18 protein-coding genes and 1 tRNA gene are annotated in these 21,825 nt (G+C 38.1%); 17 read left to right on the plus strand and 2 right to left on the minus strand.

Translation table 11 applies throughout. The features are described 5' to 3' along the window. Nucleotides 1-12 precede the first annotated feature (12 nt). The 8 genes from ACH3PA_RS10765 (at nucleotide 13) to ACH3PA_RS10800 (ending at nucleotide 8,560) form a co-directional block, all read left to right on the plus strand. Complete coding sequence (locus ACH3PA_RS10765; RefSeq protein WP_416444382.1) at nucleotides 13-1,218, plus strand: FtsW/RodA/SpoVE family cell cycle protein; 1,206 nt, start codon at nucleotides 13-15, stop codon at nucleotides 1,216-1,218. Further along, nucleotides 1,205-2,305, plus strand: coding sequence for an undecaprenyldiphospho-muramoylpentapeptide beta-N-acetylglucosaminyltransferase (gene murG / locus ACH3PA_RS10770; RefSeq protein WP_416444380.1), 1,101 nt, complete (start codon nucleotides 1,205-1,207; stop codon nucleotides 2,303-2,305). The genes ACH3PA_RS10765 and murG overlap by 14 nt, the downstream gene beginning before the upstream one ends. A 1-nt stretch (nucleotide 2,306) precedes the next feature. Beyond that, nucleotides 2,307-3,656, plus strand: coding sequence for a UDP-N-acetylmuramate--L-alanine ligase (gene murC / locus ACH3PA_RS10775; protein WP_416444378.1), 1,350 nt, complete (start codon nucleotides 2,307-2,309; stop codon nucleotides 3,654-3,656). Further along, on the plus strand, nucleotides 3,653-4,369 hold the full coding sequence (locus tag ACH3PA_RS10780) for a cell division protein FtsQ/DivIB (protein ID WP_416444376.1): 717 nt from the start codon (nucleotides 3,653-3,655) through the stop codon (nucleotides 4,367-4,369). Before murC ends, ACH3PA_RS10780 begins: the two co-directional genes overlap by 4 nt. Nucleotides 4,370-4,372: 3 nt before the next feature. Continuing rightward, the gene (gene ftsA / locus ACH3PA_RS10785) at nucleotides 4,373-5,722 is read left to right on the plus strand and encodes a cell division protein FtsA (RefSeq protein ID WP_416444374.1); all 1,350 of its coding nucleotides are present in this window, start codon (nucleotides 4,373-4,375) and stop codon (nucleotides 5,720-5,722) included. Nucleotides 5,723-5,771: 49 nt separating this feature from the next. After that, entirely contained in the window at nucleotides 5,772-7,739 is a 1,968-nt protein-coding gene (ftsZ, locus tag ACH3PA_RS10790; protein WP_416444372.1) for a cell division protein FtsZ, read from the plus strand. Between the two features lie 290 nt (nucleotides 7,740-8,029). Beyond that, nucleotides 8,030-8,479: a GatB/YqeY domain-containing protein gene (locus ACH3PA_RS10795; protein WP_416444370.1), complete on the plus strand. Its 450-nt coding sequence runs from the start codon at nucleotides 8,030-8,032 to the stop codon at nucleotides 8,477-8,479. Between the two features lie 7 nt (nucleotides 8,480-8,486). After that, a tRNA-Arg gene (locus ACH3PA_RS10800) sits at nucleotides 8,487-8,560 on the plus strand. A gap of 44 nt (nucleotides 8,561-8,604) precedes the next feature. Here ACH3PA_RS10800 and cphA read toward each other — a convergent pair. Then, complete coding sequence (cphA, locus tag ACH3PA_RS10805; RefSeq protein ID WP_416444368.1) at nucleotides 8,605-11,286, minus strand: cyanophycin synthetase; 2,682 nt, start codon at nucleotides 11,284-11,286, stop codon at nucleotides 8,605-8,607. 96 nt (nucleotides 11,287-11,382) lie between these two features. Here cphA and ACH3PA_RS10810 point away from each other — a divergent pair, with 96 nt between their 5' ends. Beyond that, the gene (locus ACH3PA_RS10810) at nucleotides 11,383-12,252 is read left to right on the plus strand and encodes a cyanophycinase (protein WP_416444366.1); all 870 of its coding nucleotides are present in this window, start codon (nucleotides 11,383-11,385) and stop codon (nucleotides 12,250-12,252) included. On the opposite strand, the gene ACH3PA_RS10815 is transcribed toward ACH3PA_RS10810, so the two are convergent. Beyond that, the gene (locus ACH3PA_RS10815) at nucleotides 12,249-13,178 is read right to left on the minus strand and encodes an isoaspartyl peptidase/L-asparaginase family protein (RefSeq protein ID WP_416444364.1); all 930 of its coding nucleotides are present in this window, start codon (nucleotides 13,176-13,178) and stop codon (nucleotides 12,249-12,251) included. The two genes, ACH3PA_RS10810 and ACH3PA_RS10815, sit on opposite strands and share 4 nt — an antisense overlap. A 301-nt stretch (nucleotides 13,179-13,479) precedes the next feature. Between ACH3PA_RS10815 and ACH3PA_RS10820 the strand changes: the two genes are divergently transcribed. The 8 genes from ACH3PA_RS10820 to ACH3PA_RS10855 all read left to right on the plus strand — a co-directional run bounded on the left by ACH3PA_RS10820 (nucleotide 13,480) and on the right by ACH3PA_RS10855 (nucleotide 21,823). Further along, on the plus strand, nucleotides 13,480-14,505 hold the full coding sequence (locus ACH3PA_RS10820; RefSeq protein ID WP_416444362.1) for a helix-turn-helix domain-containing protein: 1,026 nt from the start codon (nucleotides 13,480-13,482) through the stop codon (nucleotides 14,503-14,505). 200 nt (nucleotides 14,506-14,705) lie between these two features. Next, nucleotides 14,706-15,722 carry a helix-turn-helix domain-containing protein gene (locus ACH3PA_RS10825; protein ID WP_416444360.1) on the plus strand — a complete coding sequence of 339 codons (1,017 nt, stop codon included), beginning with the start codon at nucleotides 14,706-14,708 and terminating at the stop codon, nucleotides 15,720-15,722. A 638-nt stretch (nucleotides 15,723-16,360) separates the two neighbouring features. Then, a complete protein-coding gene (locus ACH3PA_RS10830; protein WP_416444358.1) occupies nucleotides 16,361-16,816 on the plus strand; it encodes a hypothetical protein in 456 nt (151 codons plus the stop codon). A 13-nt stretch (nucleotides 16,817-16,829) separates the two neighbouring features. Next, entirely contained in the window at nucleotides 16,830-17,000 is a 171-nt protein-coding gene (locus tag ACH3PA_RS10835) for a hypothetical protein (RefSeq protein WP_416444356.1), read from the plus strand. A gap of 454 nt (nucleotides 17,001-17,454) precedes the next feature. Continuing rightward, the gene (locus ACH3PA_RS10840; RefSeq protein ID WP_416444354.1) at nucleotides 17,455-17,910 is read left to right on the plus strand and encodes a hypothetical protein; all 456 of its coding nucleotides are present in this window, start codon (nucleotides 17,455-17,457) and stop codon (nucleotides 17,908-17,910) included. 391 nt (nucleotides 17,911-18,301) lie between these two features. Beyond that, nucleotides 18,302-19,405: a GDSL-type esterase/lipase family protein gene (locus ACH3PA_RS10845; protein WP_416444352.1), complete on the plus strand. Its 1,104-nt coding sequence runs from the start codon at nucleotides 18,302-18,304 to the stop codon at nucleotides 19,403-19,405. Between the two features lie 9 nt (nucleotides 19,406-19,414). Next, entirely contained in the window at nucleotides 19,415-20,422 is a 1,008-nt protein-coding gene (mgrA, locus tag ACH3PA_RS10850) for an L-glyceraldehyde 3-phosphate reductase (protein ID WP_416444350.1), read from the plus strand. A 3-nt stretch (nucleotides 20,423-20,425) separates the two neighbouring features. Then, nucleotides 20,426-21,823: a sialate O-acetylesterase gene (locus ACH3PA_RS10855; protein WP_416444348.1), complete on the plus strand. Its 1,398-nt coding sequence runs from the start codon at nucleotides 20,426-20,428 to the stop codon at nucleotides 21,821-21,823. Nucleotides 21,824-21,825: the final 2 nt, after the last annotated feature.

Raw genomic sequence — 21,825 nt, forward strand, 5'->3', positions numbered from 1 at the left:
AAAAAACCAAATTTGGCCAGCAAGACCAACATATTTATAAATCTTAAAGGAGACCGGGCAATCTGGGCTGTAGTAGCTTTTTTGGCACTATTTTCCTTTTTACCGGTGTACAGTGCCAGTAGTAATCTTGCTTACTTATATGGCGGGGATGGCGATACCGTTCAGTATCTCATAAAGCACCTTATGCATCTTGTATTGGGCTTTGGTATTTTATACGGTGTACATAGAATACCCTATCATTATTTTAGAGGGTTGTCTATAATTATGCTTCCTGTGATCTTTATAATGCTAATTGTCACAATGGCGCAAGGCACAACCATAGACGGTGCTAATGCCAGTAGATGGATTAAAATACCGGTAGTAGGAATCACTTTTCAAACATCTACGCTTGCTGCCGTGGTTTTAATGGTATATGTAGCTAGATACTTGTCTAAAGTACAGGATCAGGTTATCACGTTTAAAGAAAGTATCGTTCCGTTATGGTTGCCTGTGGCCTTGGTGCTGGCTTTAATACTCCCTGCTAACTTTTCTACAACCGCGATAATATTTGCTATGATTGTGGTTTTGACATTTCTTGGTGGTTATCCTGTGAAATATCTTGGTGCTATAGTAGGCGCAGGACTGCTTATTTTGACGCTTTTTATTTTAACAGCGAGAGCATTTCCTGGTGTGTTTCCTAACCGGGTAGACACATGGACAAGTAGAATAGAAAATTTTGCTAATGGCGAAGATACAGAAGAGGATTACCAAATAGAAAAAGCAAAAATAGCTATCGCTACAGGCGGAGTTATAGGCTTAGGACCCGGTAAAAGTGTACAGAAGAATTTTTTACCACAGTCATCATCAGATTTTATTTATGCGATAATAGTAGAAGAATGGGGGCTTGTAGGCGGCTTGACACTTATGGGACTTTACTTGTTGTTGCTGTTTAGAATTGTAATAGTTGCTCACAAATCACCTACGATCTTTGGGAAACTTGTCGCCGTAGGAGTTGGTTTGCCCATAGTTTTTCAGGCGTTGATAAATATGGCGGTAGCAGTAGAATTATTTCCGGTAACGGGACAAACTCTGCCACTTGTGAGTAGCGGTGGTACCTCGATCTGGATGACCTGCCTTTCTGTAGGTATCGTTTTGAGCGTAAGCGCAAAAAGAGAAGAGATAAGAATTAAAGAAGAAAGTGAACAAAATCCATTAGATATTTTAAGTGAAGCCCTATAAATTCATCATATCAGGAGGCGGCACCGGGGGGCATATCTACCCGGCCATTGCTATTGCAGATGCTTTAAAAGCAAGACATCCGCAGGCAGAATTCCTGTTTGTAGGCGCCAGCGACCGTATGGAAATGGAGAAAGTACCTCAGGCAGGTTACAAAATAGAAGGACTTTGGATTGCCGGTATTCAGCGTAAGCTTACTTTATCTAATCTTGCCTTCCCCATAAAACTGGTCAGTAGCCTGCTAAAATCGGCTAAAATCATTAAAAAATTCAAACCCGATGCTGTTATAGGTACCGGTGGTTTTGCCAGCGGACCGTTATTAGAAATGGCGACACGCAAAAACATTCCGGCTGTAATTCAGGAGCAAAATTCATATGCGGGAATAACCAACAAACTATTAGCAAAAAAGGTTCAGAAAATTTGTGTCGCTTATGATGGGATGGAGAAATTTTTCCCTTTAGACAAAATCGTAAAAACAGGAAATCCTGTGCGTCAGGATTTGCTTAGTATTTCAGAAAAAAGAGAAGAAGCTTTCGCGAAATATAATATAGACCCAACAAAACCCACCCTACTTGTTCTGGGCGGTAGTTTAGGTGCAAGAGCGATCAATAAGTTAATTGCAGATACGCTTGATTATATAAAAGAGCAGGACGTTCAGGTGATCTGGCAAACCGGGAAATTGTATTATGAAGAATACAAGAGTGCGGAAAGTGAAGATGTAAAAGTAATGGCGTATATCAATCAAATGGATATGGCTTATGCCGCTGCAGATGTAATTATTAGCAGAGCTGGAGCAAGTTCGGTTTCAGAATTATGCATCGTGGGTAAACCGGTAATTTTTATACCATCGCCCAATGTGGCAGAAGATCACCAGACAAAAAATGCAAAAGCCATCGCAGATCAGGATGGTGCAATTCTCCTTCCGGAGAAAGAAATTGACGGTTTTGAAGTAGTTTTTTCAGAATTGATAAAATCGGTCGAAAAGAGGCAGAAACTGGCAAAAAACATCAAAAAACTGGCTTTGCCTAACGCAACTCAGGATATAATCATAGAGATAGAGAAATTAATAGATAAAAAGAAAACGGCTTAAGTTGACAAAACTCGATCACATAAAGTATTTGTATTTCATCGGCATTGGCGGGATAGGCATGAGTGCGCTGGCTCGTTATTTTCATGCTGAAGGAAAAACAGTGGCGGGTTATGATAAAACTCCGGGAGCTGTTACAAGAGCTTTAGAAGATCTGGGTATTGAGATCACTTATAAAGACGAAGTAGAAAATCTGCCAGAATTCATTAAAAATCGGGCAGAAACACTGGTAATTTTTACGCCAGCCGTTCCTAAATCACATGCCGGTTACCAATTCTTTTTACAGAATGAATTTGCCGTTAAGAAACGTGCAGAAGTTCTGGGCTTGATTTCAAAACAAACATTCTGTCTTGCAGTTGCAGGAACACACGGTAAAACAACAACATCTAGCATTCTGGGTCATCTGCTTGCTGAAACAGGTGCGCCGGTAACCGCTTTTTTAGGCGGGATTGCAGAAAATTACAACAGTAATCTGATTCAAAAGGGAAGTGAAGTTATAGTTGCAGAAGCAGATGAATTTGATCGTTCTTTCTTGCATTTGCATCCCAATATCGCCTGCATCACTTCTATGGATGCAGATCATCTTGATATTTATGGCGATGCCGAAGCCTTAACAGAAGGTTTTAAAGCCTTTGCAGATCAGGTTGTAGAAGGCGGAACTTTATTTATACAAAACGGACTTCCACTTGAGGGAGTAACCGTGGGAGTTGATGATAATGCGCAATACAGCGCTCAAAATATTAGAATTCAGGACGGGGCTTATCACTTTGATCTGCATTATCCTGACGGGATTCTTGAAAATTTAGTGTTTAACCTACCAGGCAGGCACAACCTGTCTAATGCGGTAACAGCCCTGGCGATGGCAATCCTTTACGGAAGCCCAATTTCAAGCCTTGCCGGGGCGTTATTTAATTTTAAAGGTGTAAACAGGCGATTTACGTATCGCATAAAAACAAATGATTTAATACTTATTGATGACTACGCACATCATCCTACAGAGATCGAGGCCGTGCATCAATCGGTGAGAGAAATGTATCCGGGGGAGCAGGTTCTGGCGGTTTTTCAGCCCCATTTATTCAGTCGTACGCGCGATTTTATGCCTCAATTTGCCGATTCTTTATCAATGTTTGATGAGGTGATCCTGCTTGATATTTATCCCGCACGCGAAGAACCTATTGCTGGTGTTGATTCTCAACATCTTTTAGAGCAGATTAAGCTTTCGCGAAAGCAAATAGTTTCAAAAGAAAAGCTCTCTCAGGCCATGCAAAACTCTGGCGCGAGAATTCAGGTCATGATGGGAGCTGGAGATATAGGTGAAGAAATATTAAAAATAACCAATCTTTTAGCGGTATGAAAGTGAATTGGTTTTACATAAAGATGCTTGTTATAGTTTGTGTTGCGGGATTTTTGTTCGCTTTTGCAAATAAGAGAAATGCAGTGCGAAAAATAGAAAATATAAAGGTGAATTTTGAAGGCGATCAAAACCTTTTTATAACTGAAGATGCAGTTAATAAATTGTTAATACAAAGTGATGTAGCACTCACGGGTAAGGGAAAAGAAATTCTAGTTTTGAAAGAGCTTGAAGATAAGCTGGATGCTAATGCAATGATTTATGATGCAGATGTTTACATTACTGTAGACGGTGTCATTGGTGCAAATGTTAAGCAGAGAAAGCCACTAGCGCGCATTCAGTCTGCACAACCTTTTTATATTGATGATAAAGGAGAGACAATGCCTTTATCAACAAACTATTCGGCACGAGTGCCAATAGCAGAAGGTGTGACAAAAGAAAATCTTAGTGAGATTTACCCGCTTTTAATGTTTATTAAAAATGATGAGTTTCTTAATAAACAGATAGTTGGTATATCCAGAGTTAAAAATGGTAGCTACACACTTACGCCCCGAGTGTTAAACTATAAGATCAATCTGGGAAAGATTGAGAACCTACAGTCAAAATTCAATAATTATAAAGCTTTTCACCAAAAGGCTTTAAAAGATAAAAGTTTAGAAGCGTATAGCATGATAGACCTTAGGTTTAAAGGTCAGGTTGTAGGTACTAAAAAATAAGTTATGGAGCATAAGGACATAGCAGTAGGATTAGATATAGGTACTACCAAAATTGTAGCGATGATAGGTCGTTACAATGAGTACCATAAACTTGAGATACTGGGTATTGGTAAGTCAAAAAGTCTGGGCGTACATCGTGGGGTGGTAAATAATATTACCCAAACGATACAGTCTATACAACAAGCCGTACAGGAAGCTGAGAGTGTTTCTGGTATAAAGATAGAAGATGTGGTTGTAGGTATTGCGGGTCAACATATACGCAGTTTACAGCACAGTGATTATATCACCAGGACCAATGCAGATGAGGTTATCAATGCCAGAGATATTGATATGTTGTGCAACCAGGTACACAAGCTGGTTATGTTACCCGGTGAGGAGATCATTCATGTATTACCGCAGGAATATAAAGTTGACGGTCAAGCCGAAATAAAAGAACCTATCGGTATGTACGGTGGTCGTCTGGAAGCCAATTTTCACGTGGTTGTAGGTCAGGTTTCTAGCATAAGAAATATAGGTCGCTGTGTAAAAAGCGCCGGATTAAATCTTGATAAAATAACCCTAGAACCTCTTGCTTCTGCAAATGCGGTTTTAAGTCAGGAAGAGAAGGAAGCCGGTGTCGCATTGATTGATATAGGTGGTGGTACAACAGATCTGGCAATCTTTAAAGACGGAATTATAAGACATACAGCTGTAATTCCTTTTGGTGGCAACGTGATCACAGAAGATATTAAAGAAGGCTGCTCAATTATAGAAAAGCAGGCAGAATTACTTAAGATCAAGTTTGGCTCTGCATGGCCGGGAGAGAATAAAGATAACGAGATCGTTTCAATACCTGGTTTACGTGGTCGTGAACCTAAAGAGATAACCCTTAAGAACCTTTCTAAGATAATTCACGCACGTGTTGTTGAGATCGTAGAGCAGGTTTATCTCGAGATCAAGAATTATGGTCATGAAGAGCAAAAGAAGAAACTGATCGCCGGTATAGTTTTAACTGGCGGTGGTTCTCAACTCAAGCATCTCAAGCAACTAGTAGAATATATAACCGGGATGGATACGCGCATAGGTTTTCCTAACGAGCATCTTGCCGGTGATAGTGATTCTGAAACTACGAGCCCTCTATATGCCACAGCAGTTGGTCTTGTTATGAATAGTCTTGAGCATAATTTACACAAAGAAGAACCTCAGGATACAGCAGTGGTAGAAGAGGAAGTTGAAGATGATGAAGCGTTGCCACAGGAAAATATTTCTTATGAAGAAGATTATCATGAGGAGCCTGAAGTAAAGAGAGAACGCAAAAGCATATTTGATAAGTGGGCAGAAAAATTCAAGGATTTTTTAGATAACGCCGAATAAAAAAAAGAAAAAGAATAAATACAGAATAAAACGGGTAAAACAAGATATTATGAGCAACACAGATTTTGAAAACATTTCGTTTGATTTACCAAAAAACCAAAGTAATGTCATCAAGGTAATTGGTGTAGGTGGTGGTGGTAGTAATGCTATAAACCATATGTTTAGCCAGGGTATTAAAGGTGTAGATTTTGTAGTCTGCAACACAGATTCTCAAGCTCTGGAGAACAGTCCTGTGCCTATAAGAATTCAGTTAGGTGTTAGCCTTACCGAAGGTCTTGGTGCTGGTGCAAATCCAGAAATAGGTGAGCAGGCTGCTATAGAAAGCACAGAAGAGATCAAACAGATGTTTGGTGTAAATACCAAGATGGTATTTATTACCGCAGGAATGGGTGGTGGTACCGGTACAGGTGCAGCGCCTATACTTGCAAAAATGGCAAAAGAGATGGATATTCTTACTGTGGGGATTGTAACAATTCCTTTTCAGTTTGAAGGTAAGATGAGAAATGCACAGGCACAATTAGGTGTAGAGCGTTTGCGTAGCCATGTAGACTCATTGATCGTTATTAACAACAATAAACTACGCGAGGTATACGGAAATCTGGGCTTTAAAGCTGGTTTTAGTAAGGCAGATGAGGTTCTTGCTACGGCCTCTCGTGGTATAGCAGAAGTAATTACGCACCATTACACGCAGAATATTGACTTGCGTGATGCAAAAACTGTTCTTAGTAACAGTGGTACCGCAATTATGGGAAGTGCGCATGCAAGTGGCGGTACCCGCGCTACAGATGCGATACGTAAAGCTTTAGATTCTCCTTTGCTTAATGACAATAAGATAACCGGTGCACAGAACGTATTGTTGCTCATCGTTTCTGGTAATGAGGAAATCACTATTGATGAGATAGGAGAGATCAACGATCACATTCAGGATGAGGCTGGTCACAGTGCAAACATCATTATGGGTGTGGGTGAAGATGAGAGCCTGGGTGATGCTATTGCAGTAACAATTATTGCAACGGGGTTTAACGTAGAACAGCAGAATGAGATCGTAAATACAGAGACTAAAAAGATAATCCATACGCTTGAAGACGAGCAAAAGGCACAACATGACCTTTCGCCAAAGCGTACGGGCGGACCTGTAAATACTGTTTCTGCACCAAAGGAAGAATCTAAGCCTGAAAAGCAGGTTATTGTTCACACACTTGATGAGGAAGAAGAACCGCTTGATGCTATGTTGCCGAAACAAGCTGCCTCAAAAAATGAGATGGATCTTATACCTACCACAGATCTAATACGCAATCTGCAGGTAGTGTATGAGGAGGTGATAGATTATAATGTAGAAGAAGAAGATTTTGAGATCGTAAGTGTTGATGAGCCTGTAGAATATCAGGAAAAACCTAAGTCAATTGATGAAGAGCAATTCACTTTTTCTTTTGATATGCCTATAAATGAGGACAGACCAAAAGCACCTAAGCAGGAAGAAAAAAAGGAGATTGTTTATACATTAGAAGACGATATTAAGAATATAGAAGTAAATAATCCGGTAGAAGTTGTTCCCGTTACCGAAGTTAACAACAGAGGTGAAAAAAGATATAGTCTTGATGATTATATGGAAATGGAGGAGAAGCTTAACAAAGCAAAGCCTGCTCCTGCAAAAGCACTGGCAGCTAAAAAAGAAGACGATTATATAGGTTTTGAGAAAAGAACTGTAGAGTCAAAAGCGCAACCTGCACCAGTAGAGGGCGATGAGGATCCTATGAACAGCCCTATATCAAAATTACTTACTGAAAGAGCGGCAGAGCGTAAGCGTATGATGAAAGAATTTAATTATAAGTTCAATCATAATCATGCAAAGATTGATGAGATCGAGAAACAACCGGCTTACAAGCGCATGGGCGTGAATCTTGATGAGAATCCTTCAGCTCAGGGAAAAATATCACGTACTACCTTAGGAACAGACGGAAATGATGATGTGCAATTACGTAGCAATAATTCATTTTTACACGATAATGTAGATTAAATTTAGTTAGTATTTACATGAGAAAACCCGGAACTATTATGGTTTCGGGTTTTTTATTTACAGGAGAAAGATCTCAATTAGAAAGGAAAAAATCGGCAGAAAGTGACTAAAATCGCTTAAAAAGGGCAGAAAATAGAAAGAGTGGACTATAATTATTGGCGTTTTCCTAAATTTTATTTCTGAAGAGATTTCATTTACAACATATTCTAAGTTCATAAAAATTGAAAGCAAAATGTGGTTCATGATTTTAAATATCATTATCTTCGCACACCTAAATAAAACAGCATAAAATGAGTTTACAGGCAGATGTAATGACCGCGATGAAAGAGGCTATGAAGGCTAAAGATCAAAATGCTCTTTCTTCTTTGCGCGCAATAAAATCTGCAATCTTACTGGCTCAAACTGAAACTGGTTCTAAAGAAGAGATAAGTGAAGATGATGAACTTAAATTGCTTCAGAAACTAGTAAAGCAACGTAAAGACAGTGCTGCTATTTATACAGAACAAGGCAGAGCAGATCTGGCAGAGCCCGAATTAGCTCAGGCTGAGGTTATCGCTCAATTTTTACCAGAGCAGATGAGTGAAGAAGAGATTACTGCTGTGGTAGATCAAATAATCGCAGAGACGGGAGCAAGCGGGATGAAAGATATGGGTAAAGTGATGGGGCAGGCTTCACAGCAACTTGCCGGTAAAGCAGATGGCAAAACCATTTCATCAATAGTAAAATCAAGATTAGCATAACAATAATGGCCTCGTGGCGCAACTGAATAGCGCATCAGATTTCGGCTCTGAGGGTTGGGGGTTTGAATCCCTCCGGGGTCACAAAAAAATCCCTGCATTTGCAGGGATTTTTCTTTTTAATAAATTCAATTATAAACCTGTTTTTCTCGAGGTTTTGCTTGAATAGAAGCATTGATTTGAAAGTAATTCACGCCTTGTGATTCCTGTTCTTTAAAATTATTCATAAGGCTAATAGTTTCCCGTACTTCATCACTACAAAGAACGATAAGAGCATTATGTGGCGCCGTATTCATGGCATAGGTAAGCGCTTCAATTTCTGATGGAATAATAGTCGTTTTTTTATTGATATCAACCGATTTTATACCTTCTTGAAGCATTTTTATAAGTTCTTCCTCGGTGCGGCCGCGCAGGCATTTATCCATTCTTATTATGATCTCATCAAACATTTCTGCGGCTATCCTCGCCAGAGCGGTTGTGTCTTCTGGACGTCTATCGCCAATACCGGCAATTATCCCTATTTTAACCGAAGCGTTGATGTTATTTGTAAATTTTTGGAGTGCCCGCATTCCTGAAGGATTGTGCGCGTAATCAAGAAGGACTTTAAAATTTTCGAACTGAAATAAATTTAATCTTCCCGGTGTATGTAATGGTGAGGCCACAAAAGTCTCTAGTGCGGCTTTAATATCGTCAATACTAATACCGCTAACATTTGCTGCAATTACGGCGGGCAAAATATTTTCGATCATAAAAGATGCTTTACCATTAAAAGTAAGCGGAATATTCTCAGCTTTCATCACCCGCATTTTCCATACGCCTCTGCTTATGGTTATATATCCGTTTTCATAAACAGCTGTTAGTCCGCCGTTATTTTGAAATTCAAGAATTCGTGGATTTTTCTCATGCATAGAGAACAGCGCAATATTGCAGGTGAGATTCTTACGCATCGCATAAACGCGATCATCATCTGCATTGAGAATTGCATAACCGTCAGGAAGGACAGTCTCTGGGATTACGGCCTTTACCCTTGCAAGTTGATCTATGGTATGAATACCTCTAAGACCAAGATGATCTTCTTCCACATTAGTAACAATACCAACATCACAGTTTTGAAAACCCAATCCCGCCCGCAATAAACCACCTCTGGCACATTCTAAAACTGCAAAGTTGACCGTAGGATCTTTTAAGACAAATTCAGTACTTAAGGGACCGGTGCAATCGCCTTTCATTACAAGTTGGTTTTGAATATACACACCATCTGTTGTCGTGTAACCTACGCGGCAACCATTCATTTTTGCCATGTGTGCGATTAGGCGTGTTGTAGTTGTTTTTCCGTTAGTTCCTGTTACAGCAACAATGGGAATTCTGCCTTTGTCTCCTTTTGTAGGAAACAATTCATCTACTACGGGAGCCGCAACATTTCTGGGTAAACCAGTAGTTGGAGAAAGGTGCATTCTAAAACCGGGAGCTGCATTTACTTCAAGAACGGTCCCGCCGGTTTCAGATACAGGCTTGGTAATATCTGTAGTCATAATATCAATGCCACAGATATCAAGATCTATAAGACGCGCGATACGCTCTGCCATTGTGCGATTAGAAAGGTGTACACTATCTGTGACGTCTTCTGCAGTTCCGCCTGTACTAAGATTAGCAGTGTCTTTTAGAATTAGCAGTTCGCCATTAGCGATTATAGTTTCTGGTGTGTAACCCTTTGCTTTTATAAGATTTTGAGATAACTCGTTTAGTGTGATTATAGTAAGCACATTCTCATGACCATAACCTCTGCGTGAATCTTTATTTACCTCTTCAATAAGCTCTTTAATTGTAGATGTGCCATTACCTATGATATGCGCGGGAGTTCTTTTCGCGGCAGCGACAAATTTATAATTAATGACCAGAAGGCGAAAATCTTCTCCGCTAATATGCCTTTCTACAATTACTTTGTTTGAAATTTCAGAAGCAATTTTAAAAGCCTGATCGGCGGCTTCGTAGGTATTTATATTTACCGTTACGCCCCTGCCGTGATTGCCGTTTATGGGTTTTATAACAAGCGGAAATTCTAAATGCGAGCATACATTTTTAAGATCTTCAGGGTCTTCTATTATTTCACCTTTAGGTACAGGTATTTGCGCTTGCTCAAGTATTCTTTTTGTTTCTTCCTTATCGCATGCAAGTTCTACGCCAATGCTGCTTGTTTTGCTGGTAATGGTAGCTTGTATTCTCTTTTGATTAGAACCATAACCTAATTGGCATAACGAACTTTTATTTAACCGAATCCAGGGGATGCCTCTGCGCTCTGCTTCTAAAACTATGGCATGAGTGCTTGGTCCCATTCGCTCTATTTCGCGCAGCTCACGCATTTCCTGTATGTCTTTTTCCAGATCATAAGGCTTTGCATGAATAAGAGCCTCACAGATGCGCACAGAAGCCTCTGCAGCATATCTGCCTACATTTTCTTCTATATATGAGAAAACCACCTGATAAACACCTCTCTCGCCGTAGCCCCTTGTTCTCCCAAAACCGGTATCCATCCCGGCAAGTGTTTGTACCTCGAGGGCAATATGTTCTGCAACGTGACCCATCCAGGTGCCATCTTTTACGCGTGTAAAAAAACCGCCTTTTACACCTTCTGAGCACGTGTGCTCATACATACCGGGAAACATATTTTGAAGCCGCTGGCTAAAGCCTTCAATCTTATGTGTGGGCAGGTATTCTGTATCTTCAAGATCGAGTACCATTACAATAAGTTTATGCCTGCGTATAGACCAGTAATTAGGACCTCTTAATGCATCAATCTCTCTTATCTTCATATATGATGCGTATTAAATTTCATAATGAATTTATATAAAAGTACTCTATTTCTTAGAACATTAGCTGTATTTTTATATTCAAAATACACGGGATAAATGAAGTTAAAAGGAACGCTTATTCCCATAGGTGGCAATGAGAATAAAGGAGTAAGAAATCAGGAAAAATACCATACAGAATACATAGAAGACAGTATTTTGTCACGGGTTGTACAGGAGAGTGGTGGTAAAGAAGCTTCTATAATTATTATACCCACCGCATCGAGTATACCAGATGAAGTAGGAGAAAATTACATACGAGCATTTAGTAAGCTGGGATGCACTAATATTAAAATTATGGATATCAGGCAGCGCGAGCAGTCTGAAGATCCTGAATATATAGAATGGATCAAAACGGCTAATTGTATCATGTTCTCTGGCGGGAATCAATCTGAGATCACGAGAAAAATAGGAGGGACAAGCATTCATAAACTTATAAAAGAAAGGTATCAAAATGAATCGCTCATCGTAGCCGGTACCAGTGCCGGTGCAATGTGTATGTCACATGAGATGATCATGGGCGGTATCGTAAAAGAAGCTTTTATAAAAGGAGCCGTAAAAATGGGCGAGGGGATGAGTTTTATTCCTAATCTAATTATAGATTCTCATTTTATACGTCGCGGCAGATTTGGCAGACTTGCAGAAGCTGTTGCGAAATTTCCGCATATGGTGGGGATTGGTCTTGCTGAGGATACCGGGCTCGTGATCAAGAATTGCAATACGGTTGAGGTTATAGGCTCTGGAATGGTTATTATTTTTGATCCCGGCGAGTTAGAATTTAATTCTGAAAAATACGTGTCTAAAGGCGATCTCATGTCGCTCACAAATCTGAAGACGCATATTTTAGCTAAAGGTGATAAATTCAATATTCAAAAGCATCAGGTAAAAATTCTGCATGTAGATATGAATTCACCTACTATCAACAATTAATCGGCATAAATAGCGATTTTTGATGCTCCAGAGGAGGTTTTATAGGCTCTGTACATACCTTCTGTATTAAACGGCGTTGCTATTTCGCCCTGAGCGTTAACAGCAATAAGACCGCCATCACCACCCAGGTTTTTAAGCCGCTCAAAAATTACGGTAGAGGTCGCTTCTTCTAGTGACAGCCCTTTGTATTCTATAAGGCAGGAAACATCGTAGGCCACCACGCCACGCAAAAAATATTCACCGCTGCCGGTACAGCTTACAGCGCAAGTTTTATTGTTTGCGTAAGTGCCAGAACCTATGATGGGAGAATCGCCTATGCGACCCCACTTTTTATTGGTCATACCTCCCGTTGAAGTGGCTGCCGCCAAATTGCCAAAGGTGTCACAGGCTACAGCACCCACAGTCCCAAATTTTGAATCTTTTTTTGCGCTGTGATCAAGCTGAAAATTAGCTGTACCTTTAACTTCCTGCCACTGTTTAAAGCGATAGTCGTCGTAGAAATAGTCTTCATTTTCTATCTTGTAACCATGCAGTTTTGCAAACTCAATAGCCCCTTCTCCTGCTAAAAAAACGTGATCGCTGTTTTGCATCACTTCTCGTGCCAGAGAAATCGGGTTTTTTATGCCAAAAACCAGCGAGACAGCTCCCGCTTTTAGGTTCTCACCATTCATGATAGAAGCGTCCATCTCATGTTTACCTTCTGCCGTAAAAACGCTTCCTTTTCCTGCATTGAAGAGAGGTGTATCTTCCAGAATTTTTACTGCCGCTTCTACGGCTTCAATAGCACTTTTGCCTTTCTCAAGTAAACCATATCCTGTCTCTGTTGCAAGTTGTAACTGGGTCTTATAGGCCTGCTCTTTAGAAGGTGTCATTTCGCCTCTAATTAAAGTGCCGGCACCACCGTGAATTGCTATAGAAATTGCCATACCATTAGTTTTACAGAAGCTTTTACACGGTGTTTAATTTAGTGATTTTTAGGAGGTAAAATCGGCTATTTTAGGTGAAAAATCGGGAATTATCTGGGTGCTTTTTAAGGGAGATTTTTAGGTGAAAAAGCAACTGTATGCTTAAAAATAACGCATTTACTATTTTTCTTATCTGTAAACATATCTCATAGCCATTTGTAAATAATATATGATTAATATGCGTACCTTAAGAAATAATTGTGCGGAAACCTAAAATCGCTTCTATTCTTTTTGGGAGAGTAACACTCTAAAATCTATCCCAATGAGAACTATCAATATAGATGGGGGTTCTACCTTAAGTTCTATGAACGATCTTGCCAAACAATTAAATTCTAGTGTTGTAAATGAAGAGGGGCTTTGTTTTATTAAAATTCCTGAACATCTGGGTAAGGGAAAAATAGAATTTATCCTTTTTAGTTCTGGGTTACAGCACATACATTTTAATGTCGAGTTTAGTGAAGAAATGCACTTTAAATTTAACTCGCGCGTATACCAGCCTTTACGCTTTATTTATACAACAAAAGGTGAGGTACAACATAGCCTTGAGCATCACCATACACCGTTTTATGTGGGTGAGTTTCAAAAGATAATTGTGGTGGGCAATTACCATACACACCATACCTTAACATTCCCCATAGATCAAGCTGTAGAAATGATTTGCTTAGAGATAGATCGTGCAAAATTTCAACAAGATTTTGATTTTGATTTTCTGGTTCTAGATCGTGAATTATATGCGGTATTTAAAGATGTGTATGCGGTAAATACATTTTATCATAACGGTACCTTTGGCTTAGAGATTTATGATATAATACAGCAGATCATTAACTGTAAAAAAGAAGGTTTTATACGCGCTTTATACATTAAGGGGTTACTGTATAACCTGCTTACCGTACAGCTTGAAAGATACAGCGCAGAGATTTCTATTACAGAGAATACTGCTTTTATGACAACTCAGGAGATAGAGTTAGTAAAAGAGGCAATGCATATTATTGAAAATGAATTAAATGATCTCCCTACCATACCGCAACTTGCAGATCGTTTAAGTACAAATGTAAATAGATTGCAGGAGTGCTTTAAGCTTATGTACAGCAATACGATCAATGAACATGTGCAGGAGTTAAGATTGCAAAAAGCAAAGCATTTGTTCTTAACTACAGATCATAATATTTCTGAAGTTGCTAATGAGCTGGGTATCAATAGTAGAAGTTACTTTTCTAAAATCTTCAGAGAAAAGTTTGGCGTAAGCCCCAGCGAATTTTTAGGTGATACCAATGGTTTTAAAAAATAATCTACAAAAAGAATATGATTGTAGAGCATGTGTCAACCTGTCTGCATTATTGTTAATTATTTCTTAAAATTAACTTAAAAAACGTTTTGTGTTAATCATCATTAGAATTGAGTTAACCAATTCGTCCACTTTACCGCACCTTTATTTTTTAGGTTTTTATAACAGTTTAAAGCCTAAAAAACCTGACCAAACAACCATATATGCGGGAGATAGAATTGAATGCTGAAGACGAAGTGCATGAATTAATTCATAAACTTAATGCTTCTTTAAAAGGAGAAGTTTCAAACTATAATGAAGAATACTCACTTAAACTGAATAATGAGATAGGTAAGGGATTAATACGATATATAGGTTTTAAAGGCGGAATATCGCTTCTTGAATATGATGTTGAGTTTTATGATGATATTGTTTTAAAAATAAACACTTCGGTTTTAAGTCCGCTATACTTTATTTACTGCCTCAATGGCGATCTAAAACAGCGGTTTTATGACAAATCAAAATGGATATCTGTAGATGATTATCAATCTATAATACTAAGTGCTACCAGTAAGGGTATGGAGCTTTGCCTGAGTGCAAATAAATTGTTGCAGTTTAATATCTTTAAGTTACATCGCGAGAAATACCTAAATCATCGCGGTTATTTAGATTTTATAGACGACCCTTTAAAAGAACTGTTCTTAAATGAAAATGCTGAGGAATTTTCATATCGTGGTACCTATAATTTAAAAATAGCAGAGCAGATTAAACATCTCAAAACTATAGAAAAGGATGGTCTTATTAGCAAGTTTTTAATAGAAAGCCAGATCAATCTAATTCTTGCTTTGCAGATAAAACAATTTAGAGATGATCTTCAAAATGAATTTCCGCAAAATCCTTTGTCAAAAAGAGAACTGGCAAAAGCGCAGGAACTTGCAGAGTATATAGATGATAATGTAGGTTTACCGCATACTATTGAGTCGCTTACACAACGAGCTGGCATACCTGCAGCAAAATTGCAATCTGCTTTTAGATATCTTTACGATCGTACCGTTATTGACTATATAAAGAACGTACGTATAGAAAAAGCAGAAGAATTAATAAAGACGACAGACTTTAGTATTTCAGAAATAGTATATTCTGTAGGTTTTACAAGTAGAAGCTACTTTTCAAAAATATTTAAGAATAAATACAATACCACGCCTAAAGCATATCAAAAAAAGGTACGTGGGACTTCCTAGAAAGGAGAATTTAACAGGAAATCATATAAATTAAAAAACCGGTCAACAGACCGGTTTTTTTATGAATAGCTTTGCGTTTCCAGAAAAATCATACCCCCGAATATTTTTCTGAAACTTGGTTGGATTTTAGAGAGCTATTCAATCATTAACACATATTTTACTTTGGTTTTCTTTCTACAATTAATGCTAACACAAAAAGGAAAGAAAATATTATCATACATATTTTAGCGCTTAATTCTGCACCTTTAATTACGTTTCCATAAGTGAAAACAGCAGCGGCAATTGCCACAAGAATACATACAAAAGACCAGCGCAGCATCTTAATTTAATTTTATAGGACAAATTTAGGAGTATAAAATTCTAGTGCTTAACACAATACGTAGTATTTTTAATACTAATAATTTTTGTTAATTCTATTATCATAAATTATGATGAATTTATAAAGGGAATTAGGAGGAATAATGGCTTATCTGTCTGCTCACGTAGTAATATAGATATTTATGACTTGTAATAAACTGACATTAAATATGTTAAAATAATAACTAGATATTTTTTGTGACAATTATAAAATGGAAAAAGCTAAAAGGTTGTTATCGCCACATGTAATTTTAAGTAATACAATCTATAACAACCTAACTATGAAAACTCCTAAAAAATTAACCCGAGAGATTAGCCATCTTCTCCTATTAATGGTACAAGCAGAGAGAAAATATCGCATAGCTTATCATTTAACAGAAAAGCGGCAAACCTTATTAAAAGAGTATTGTGATGAGCAGGCAGAAAAACGACATCACTATAATATTGAGATCGCATCTTTTTTTGATAACAAAGTGACAAGAACGGCACGTTTACAAAAAATGATTACTGTTCCTGCTCAACAGTTTATCATGTATTTAAGAGGGATGCTGTTATATTTTGATCCTGATTATTTATTAGAAGGTTGCCTAAAAGCAGATGAAAAGTGTTACAGCGAGTATGAGCGCATAAATACGTTACAAAATATGCCTCCTAACATGAAGCATCTTTTATCATACCAGATGGAAGATCTAAGAAATACCCTAACCTGGGTAATTCAACTTAGACGAGCATTATAAAAATTATTTAGTCATGGCAACTACGATAAATTATACAGCTCCCAAAATTATTTCTGCTGAAGAGGATCGAGCAATGATAGCAAAAAAAAGAATTCATGCAAAATGCGCAAGGCTTGAGGAAAAATGTAGCAGTATAGCTAAACTAATAAAGAAAACCAGCAGGTACCTGGATACCATAGATTAAGATTTTATTGTTAATTATAAATGTGAGGGAGCCGGTGATCTTTTTAAGAACATCGGTTCTTTCATTTTATAAAAACAAAAAACCGGTCATAAGACCGGTTTTTTTATGAATAGCTTTTCGTTTCCAGAAAAATCATACCCCCGAATATTTTTCTGGAATTAGGTTGGAATTAGGTTGCTATTCAATAATCATAGTTTCTTTTTCTCTTAAACAAATCTAGGAGTATATTCTTCTATTGCTTAACACAATACGTAATATTTTTGATACTAATAAATTTTTACCTATTGAAATATTTCACATTACATATATTACTTGTAAGAATCTGGTTTTAATAATGTTAAATGAGGAGCTGATATTTTTTGTGTTAACTTTTATATGGAAAACGTCAAAATATAGTTTTTCTCAAATGTAACTTTAAGAGACAAATTTATTGAACAACCCAAACAACCAAACTATGAAAACTCCTAAAAATCTAACCAAAGACATTCGGTATCTGGCATATTTAATGTCAAAAGCAGAGAAAAAATATCGAACGGCATGTAGCCTTACAGTAAACAATAAAAAGTTGCTAAAAGAATATTGTGATGAGCAGGCAGATAAGAGGCAGAAATTCTATAATGAATTATCTTTTTTTCTGGATGATAAACCGTCAGGAAATGGGTATTGGGATAAAATAATAACAAATCCGGCTCATATGATTATTATGTGGTTAAGAAGTTTGGTTCTCATTTTTGATCCAGATTATTTACTTGAAAGTTGCCTTAGAGCAGATGAAAAATGTTACTTAGAATATGAGAGAGTATTAGCGACAAAAAAAATACCTGCAAATTTAAAGCAGCTACTGTATTACCAGATGGATGAAGTTAAAAATACAGTTTCTTGGGTTATTCAGCTTAAACGTGCACTTTAATAAAAACGCGGTAATATGACAATTAAAGTAAATTATACGGCTCCTAAGATTATTTACCGGGAGATAAAAAAAGACGAGAATTCTAAAAGCAAAATTGAAAAAAAATGCGATTTGCTCGAAAGAAAATGCAGAGTATTATCTAATCTCATTAAAAAGACAAATTTAGATTTAGAGAAAGTAAATTAGTAAGTTTTGTTAATTATAATTGGTGAATAAAACCGGTGTTTCTTTTAGAGAACATCGGTTTTTTGTTTTAGTGCTTTAGTCTACGAGAAAAGGTTCTGGTTAAGGGGAGATTTTATGCTATTATTAGCCGATTTTAGTACAGTTTAAGCAGATATTTTATGCGCAAATGCAATCTTTGTTTTAGTTTTAATCAAAATAAAACTAGATGAATAAAATCGCTTTACTACTACCCTTGTTTTTTCTTGTCGTGCTAGGATGCAAAACCGAAGAAAAAGCAGAAAAATCAACCTTTTTAAACGCCAATAATAAAGTCTTTCATTACGAAGGCAGAACAGAGCAACTTACAGACAGCTCTACGGTTTTTATAAGTCCGGCATCATCTGTAACCTTCAATACAGAAAACGATTCTATCACACTTTACTTAAAAAGCCAGACCAATAGTCACAATTACATTTCTGTAGCTATTAATGGCGAGTATCTGCAACGGTATAAGGTAGAGCCAGATTCAATTAATAAAATTGGGATCAAGCTGCCAGAAGGTAGCGTGAATGGTATAGGCATTTACAAAGCTACAGAAGCCAGTAATGGCGGAGTCATTTTTTTAGGTGCCGAAGGTAAAAAGATAACAGAGGTTACTAATATTCCAGATAAAACAATAGAATTTATAGGCGATTCTATAACCTGCGGTATGGGTGCAGATATAGAAGAAATCCCATGCGGGACAACAGATGTTTGGTATGACCAGCACAATGCATATTTGGCTTACGGTCCTATTTCGGCAAGGGCATTAGATGCAAAATATCTTTTGAGTTCTGTTTCAGGCATGGGTATGTATCGCAACTGGAATGATGAAGACACTGCGCCGGTTATGCCAGATGTTTATGAAACTTTAAACCTTGACGGAAATAAGGATAAATTGTGGGATTTTGACCAGTATTCACCCGATTTAGTGAGTATTTGTCTGGGTACAAATGACCTTTCTGAAGGTGATGGGGAGAAAGAAAGACTTCCTTTTAGTAAAGAGAAATATACTGAAGCATACATAGGTTTTGTAAAAGGAGTTTATGAGCGCTATCCTGATACAAAAGTTGCATTACTTACCAGCCCTATGATTTCTGGTGATAAGGGAGAAGTGCTGCTAGAGTGTCTTAACAAAGTGAAAGATGCTTTTGCAGATGATCATACCATCGCTGTTTTTGAGTTTGACACGATCACTCCCGGCGGCTGTGGCTCACATCCTGATCTTGACGATCATCAAAAAATGGCAGACATGTTAATACCATTCTATAAAGATTTACTTAATCAATAAACACCAATTATGAATATTACAAAAACATACGTAGCAGCAGAAAATCGCTACGAAGACATGCAGTATCGCCGCTGCGGTAAAAGCGGTATTAAACTACCACTGCTTTCGCTGGGGCTATGGCATAACTTTGGTTACAACGATAATTTTGAAAATGCGCGTGCTATCTTAAGAACCGCTTTTGATAATGGAATAACTCATTTTGATCTCGCAAACAACTATGGTCCTCCATACGGCTCTGCCGAAAGTAATTTTGGGCAGATCTATAAACAGGATTTTAAACCATATCGTGACGAACTTATAATTTCAACAAAAGCAGGATGGGATATGTGGCCTGGTCCTTATGGTGACTTGGGTTCACGTAAATATCTTATTGCCAGTCTTGATCAATCATTGCAGCGTATGGGTCTTGATTATGTTGATATTTTCTATCACCACCGCCCAGATCCTGATACTCCGCTAGAAGAAACCATGGGAGCTCTTGATCAGATCGTGCGTTCAGGTAAAGCACTATATGTTGGGATTTCTCAATACAATGCAAAAGATACTGCGCGAGCTGCAGAGATACTTAAAGAACAGCGCACACCATTCTTAATTCATCAGCCGCGTTACAATATGATGGACCGTTGGGTAGAAGATGACGGGTTACTTGACACTTTAGAAAAAGTAGGTGCAGGAAGTATCGTTTTTTCGCCTTTAGAGCAAGGTATTTTAACGGGTAAATACTTAAACGGAATTCCTAAAGATTCTCGCGCTGCCACTGCAGGAAGTTATTTAAGTGAAGAGCAGATCACGCCACAAGTTGTTGAGAAGGTTCAGGCACTTAATGAGATCGCACAAAAACGCAATCAGAGTTTGGCTCAAATGGCAATCGCCTGGTTATTAAAAGATGACAGAGTTACTTCGGTTCTTGTGGGAGTGAGTAAAGTGTCGCAACTGCTAGATAATGTAGAGACTTTAAAGCGCCTTGAGTTTTCTAATGATGAGTTGCAGCAGATAGAAAAGATTTTAAAGTCATAATACATGAAATTTAAATCGATCTTTTCAACGCTGCTTTTATCTATGGCTGTGACAAGTGGTTGGGCAAACGTAAAATTGCCACATATCTTCTCAGATAATATGGTATTGCAGCGTAATACTGAAGTTGATATCTGGGGCTGGGGAAGCCCCGGTGAAGATGTAAAAGTTGTCGCTTCATGGAGTCCACAGGATACTTTAACCACAAAAGCAGACAGACAGGCAGAGTGGAAGTTAAAACTAAAAACTCCAGCCGGTCCCGGCCCTTATACGTTAACTGTAAAAGGTTACAATACCATTACTTTTGAAAACGTAATGGTAGGCGAGGTTTGGGTTGCTTCAGGGCAATCTAATATGGAATGGAGCGCAGGTGCAGGTATGATAGGAGCAGAAGAGGCTATCGCTTCCGCGAAAAATGCTAATATTCGGTTTTTTGATGTTCCTCGCAGATCTGCAGAATATCCGCAGAATGATGTAGATGCCACATGGGTAGAAAGCACACCTGAAACGATGAAAAGTTTTAGTGTGATTGCGTATTTCTTTGGGAAAAAGCTAAATGAGGAATTAGATGTTCCCATCGGTTTAATAGGCTCTAATTGGGGCGGTACACCTGCTGAGATCTGGATTCCCGGCGATGCTTTTAAAAAAAGCGACTCACTTTCTACAGGAGCAGAAATGCTTAAAAAAGAGCAGTGGGGACCCAGTGAACCTGCCCGGGCGTATAATGGGATGATAAACCCAATTGTTCCTTATAATATTGCCGGTGTCATCTGGTATCAGGGCGAGTCTAATACATCTAACGCATCATATTATACCAATACCTTCTCTACTTTAATAAAAAGCTGGCGCGAAAAATGGGATCAGGATTTTCCGTTCTATTACGCCCAGATCGCTCCGTTTAATTACGGCGATAATTTTAGCGGAGTAGAAATACGTGATGCACAACGTAAAGCATTGGCTGTTCCTAATACGGGAATGGTCGTTTTAGGTGATCTGGGAGAAGATGATGATATCCATCCTAAAAACAAAAAGCCGGTAGGGATGCGTTTTGCAAATCTGGCGCTGAGCAAGCATTACAAAACAAGTGAGGATTTAGCTGAAAGTCCGTTAATAGATCATGCCGTTGCAAACGGTAGTAAAATAGAAGTCATCTTTAAAAACGCAGACGGTTTACATTTTGGAAATAAAGAACGAGCCAATGCGCTTTTTGAAGTTGCAGGAGCTGATAAGGATTTTAAATTCGCCAAGAAGGTAAAACTCAAAAACGGCGAATTAACACTAAGATCTGATATAAAAGAACCCAAATATGTACGCTACGGCTGGGGCAATATTGCCATTCCCGGTTTGTATAACTCTGCAGATTTACCCGCTTCCAGTTTTATGGTTGAGGTAGGGGAGGAGTAGAT

The sequence above is a fragment of the Leeuwenhoekiella sp. A2 genome (assembly GCF_047946655.1).
Lineage (GTDB): Bacteria > Bacteroidota > Bacteroidia > Flavobacteriales > Flavobacteriaceae > Leeuwenhoekiella.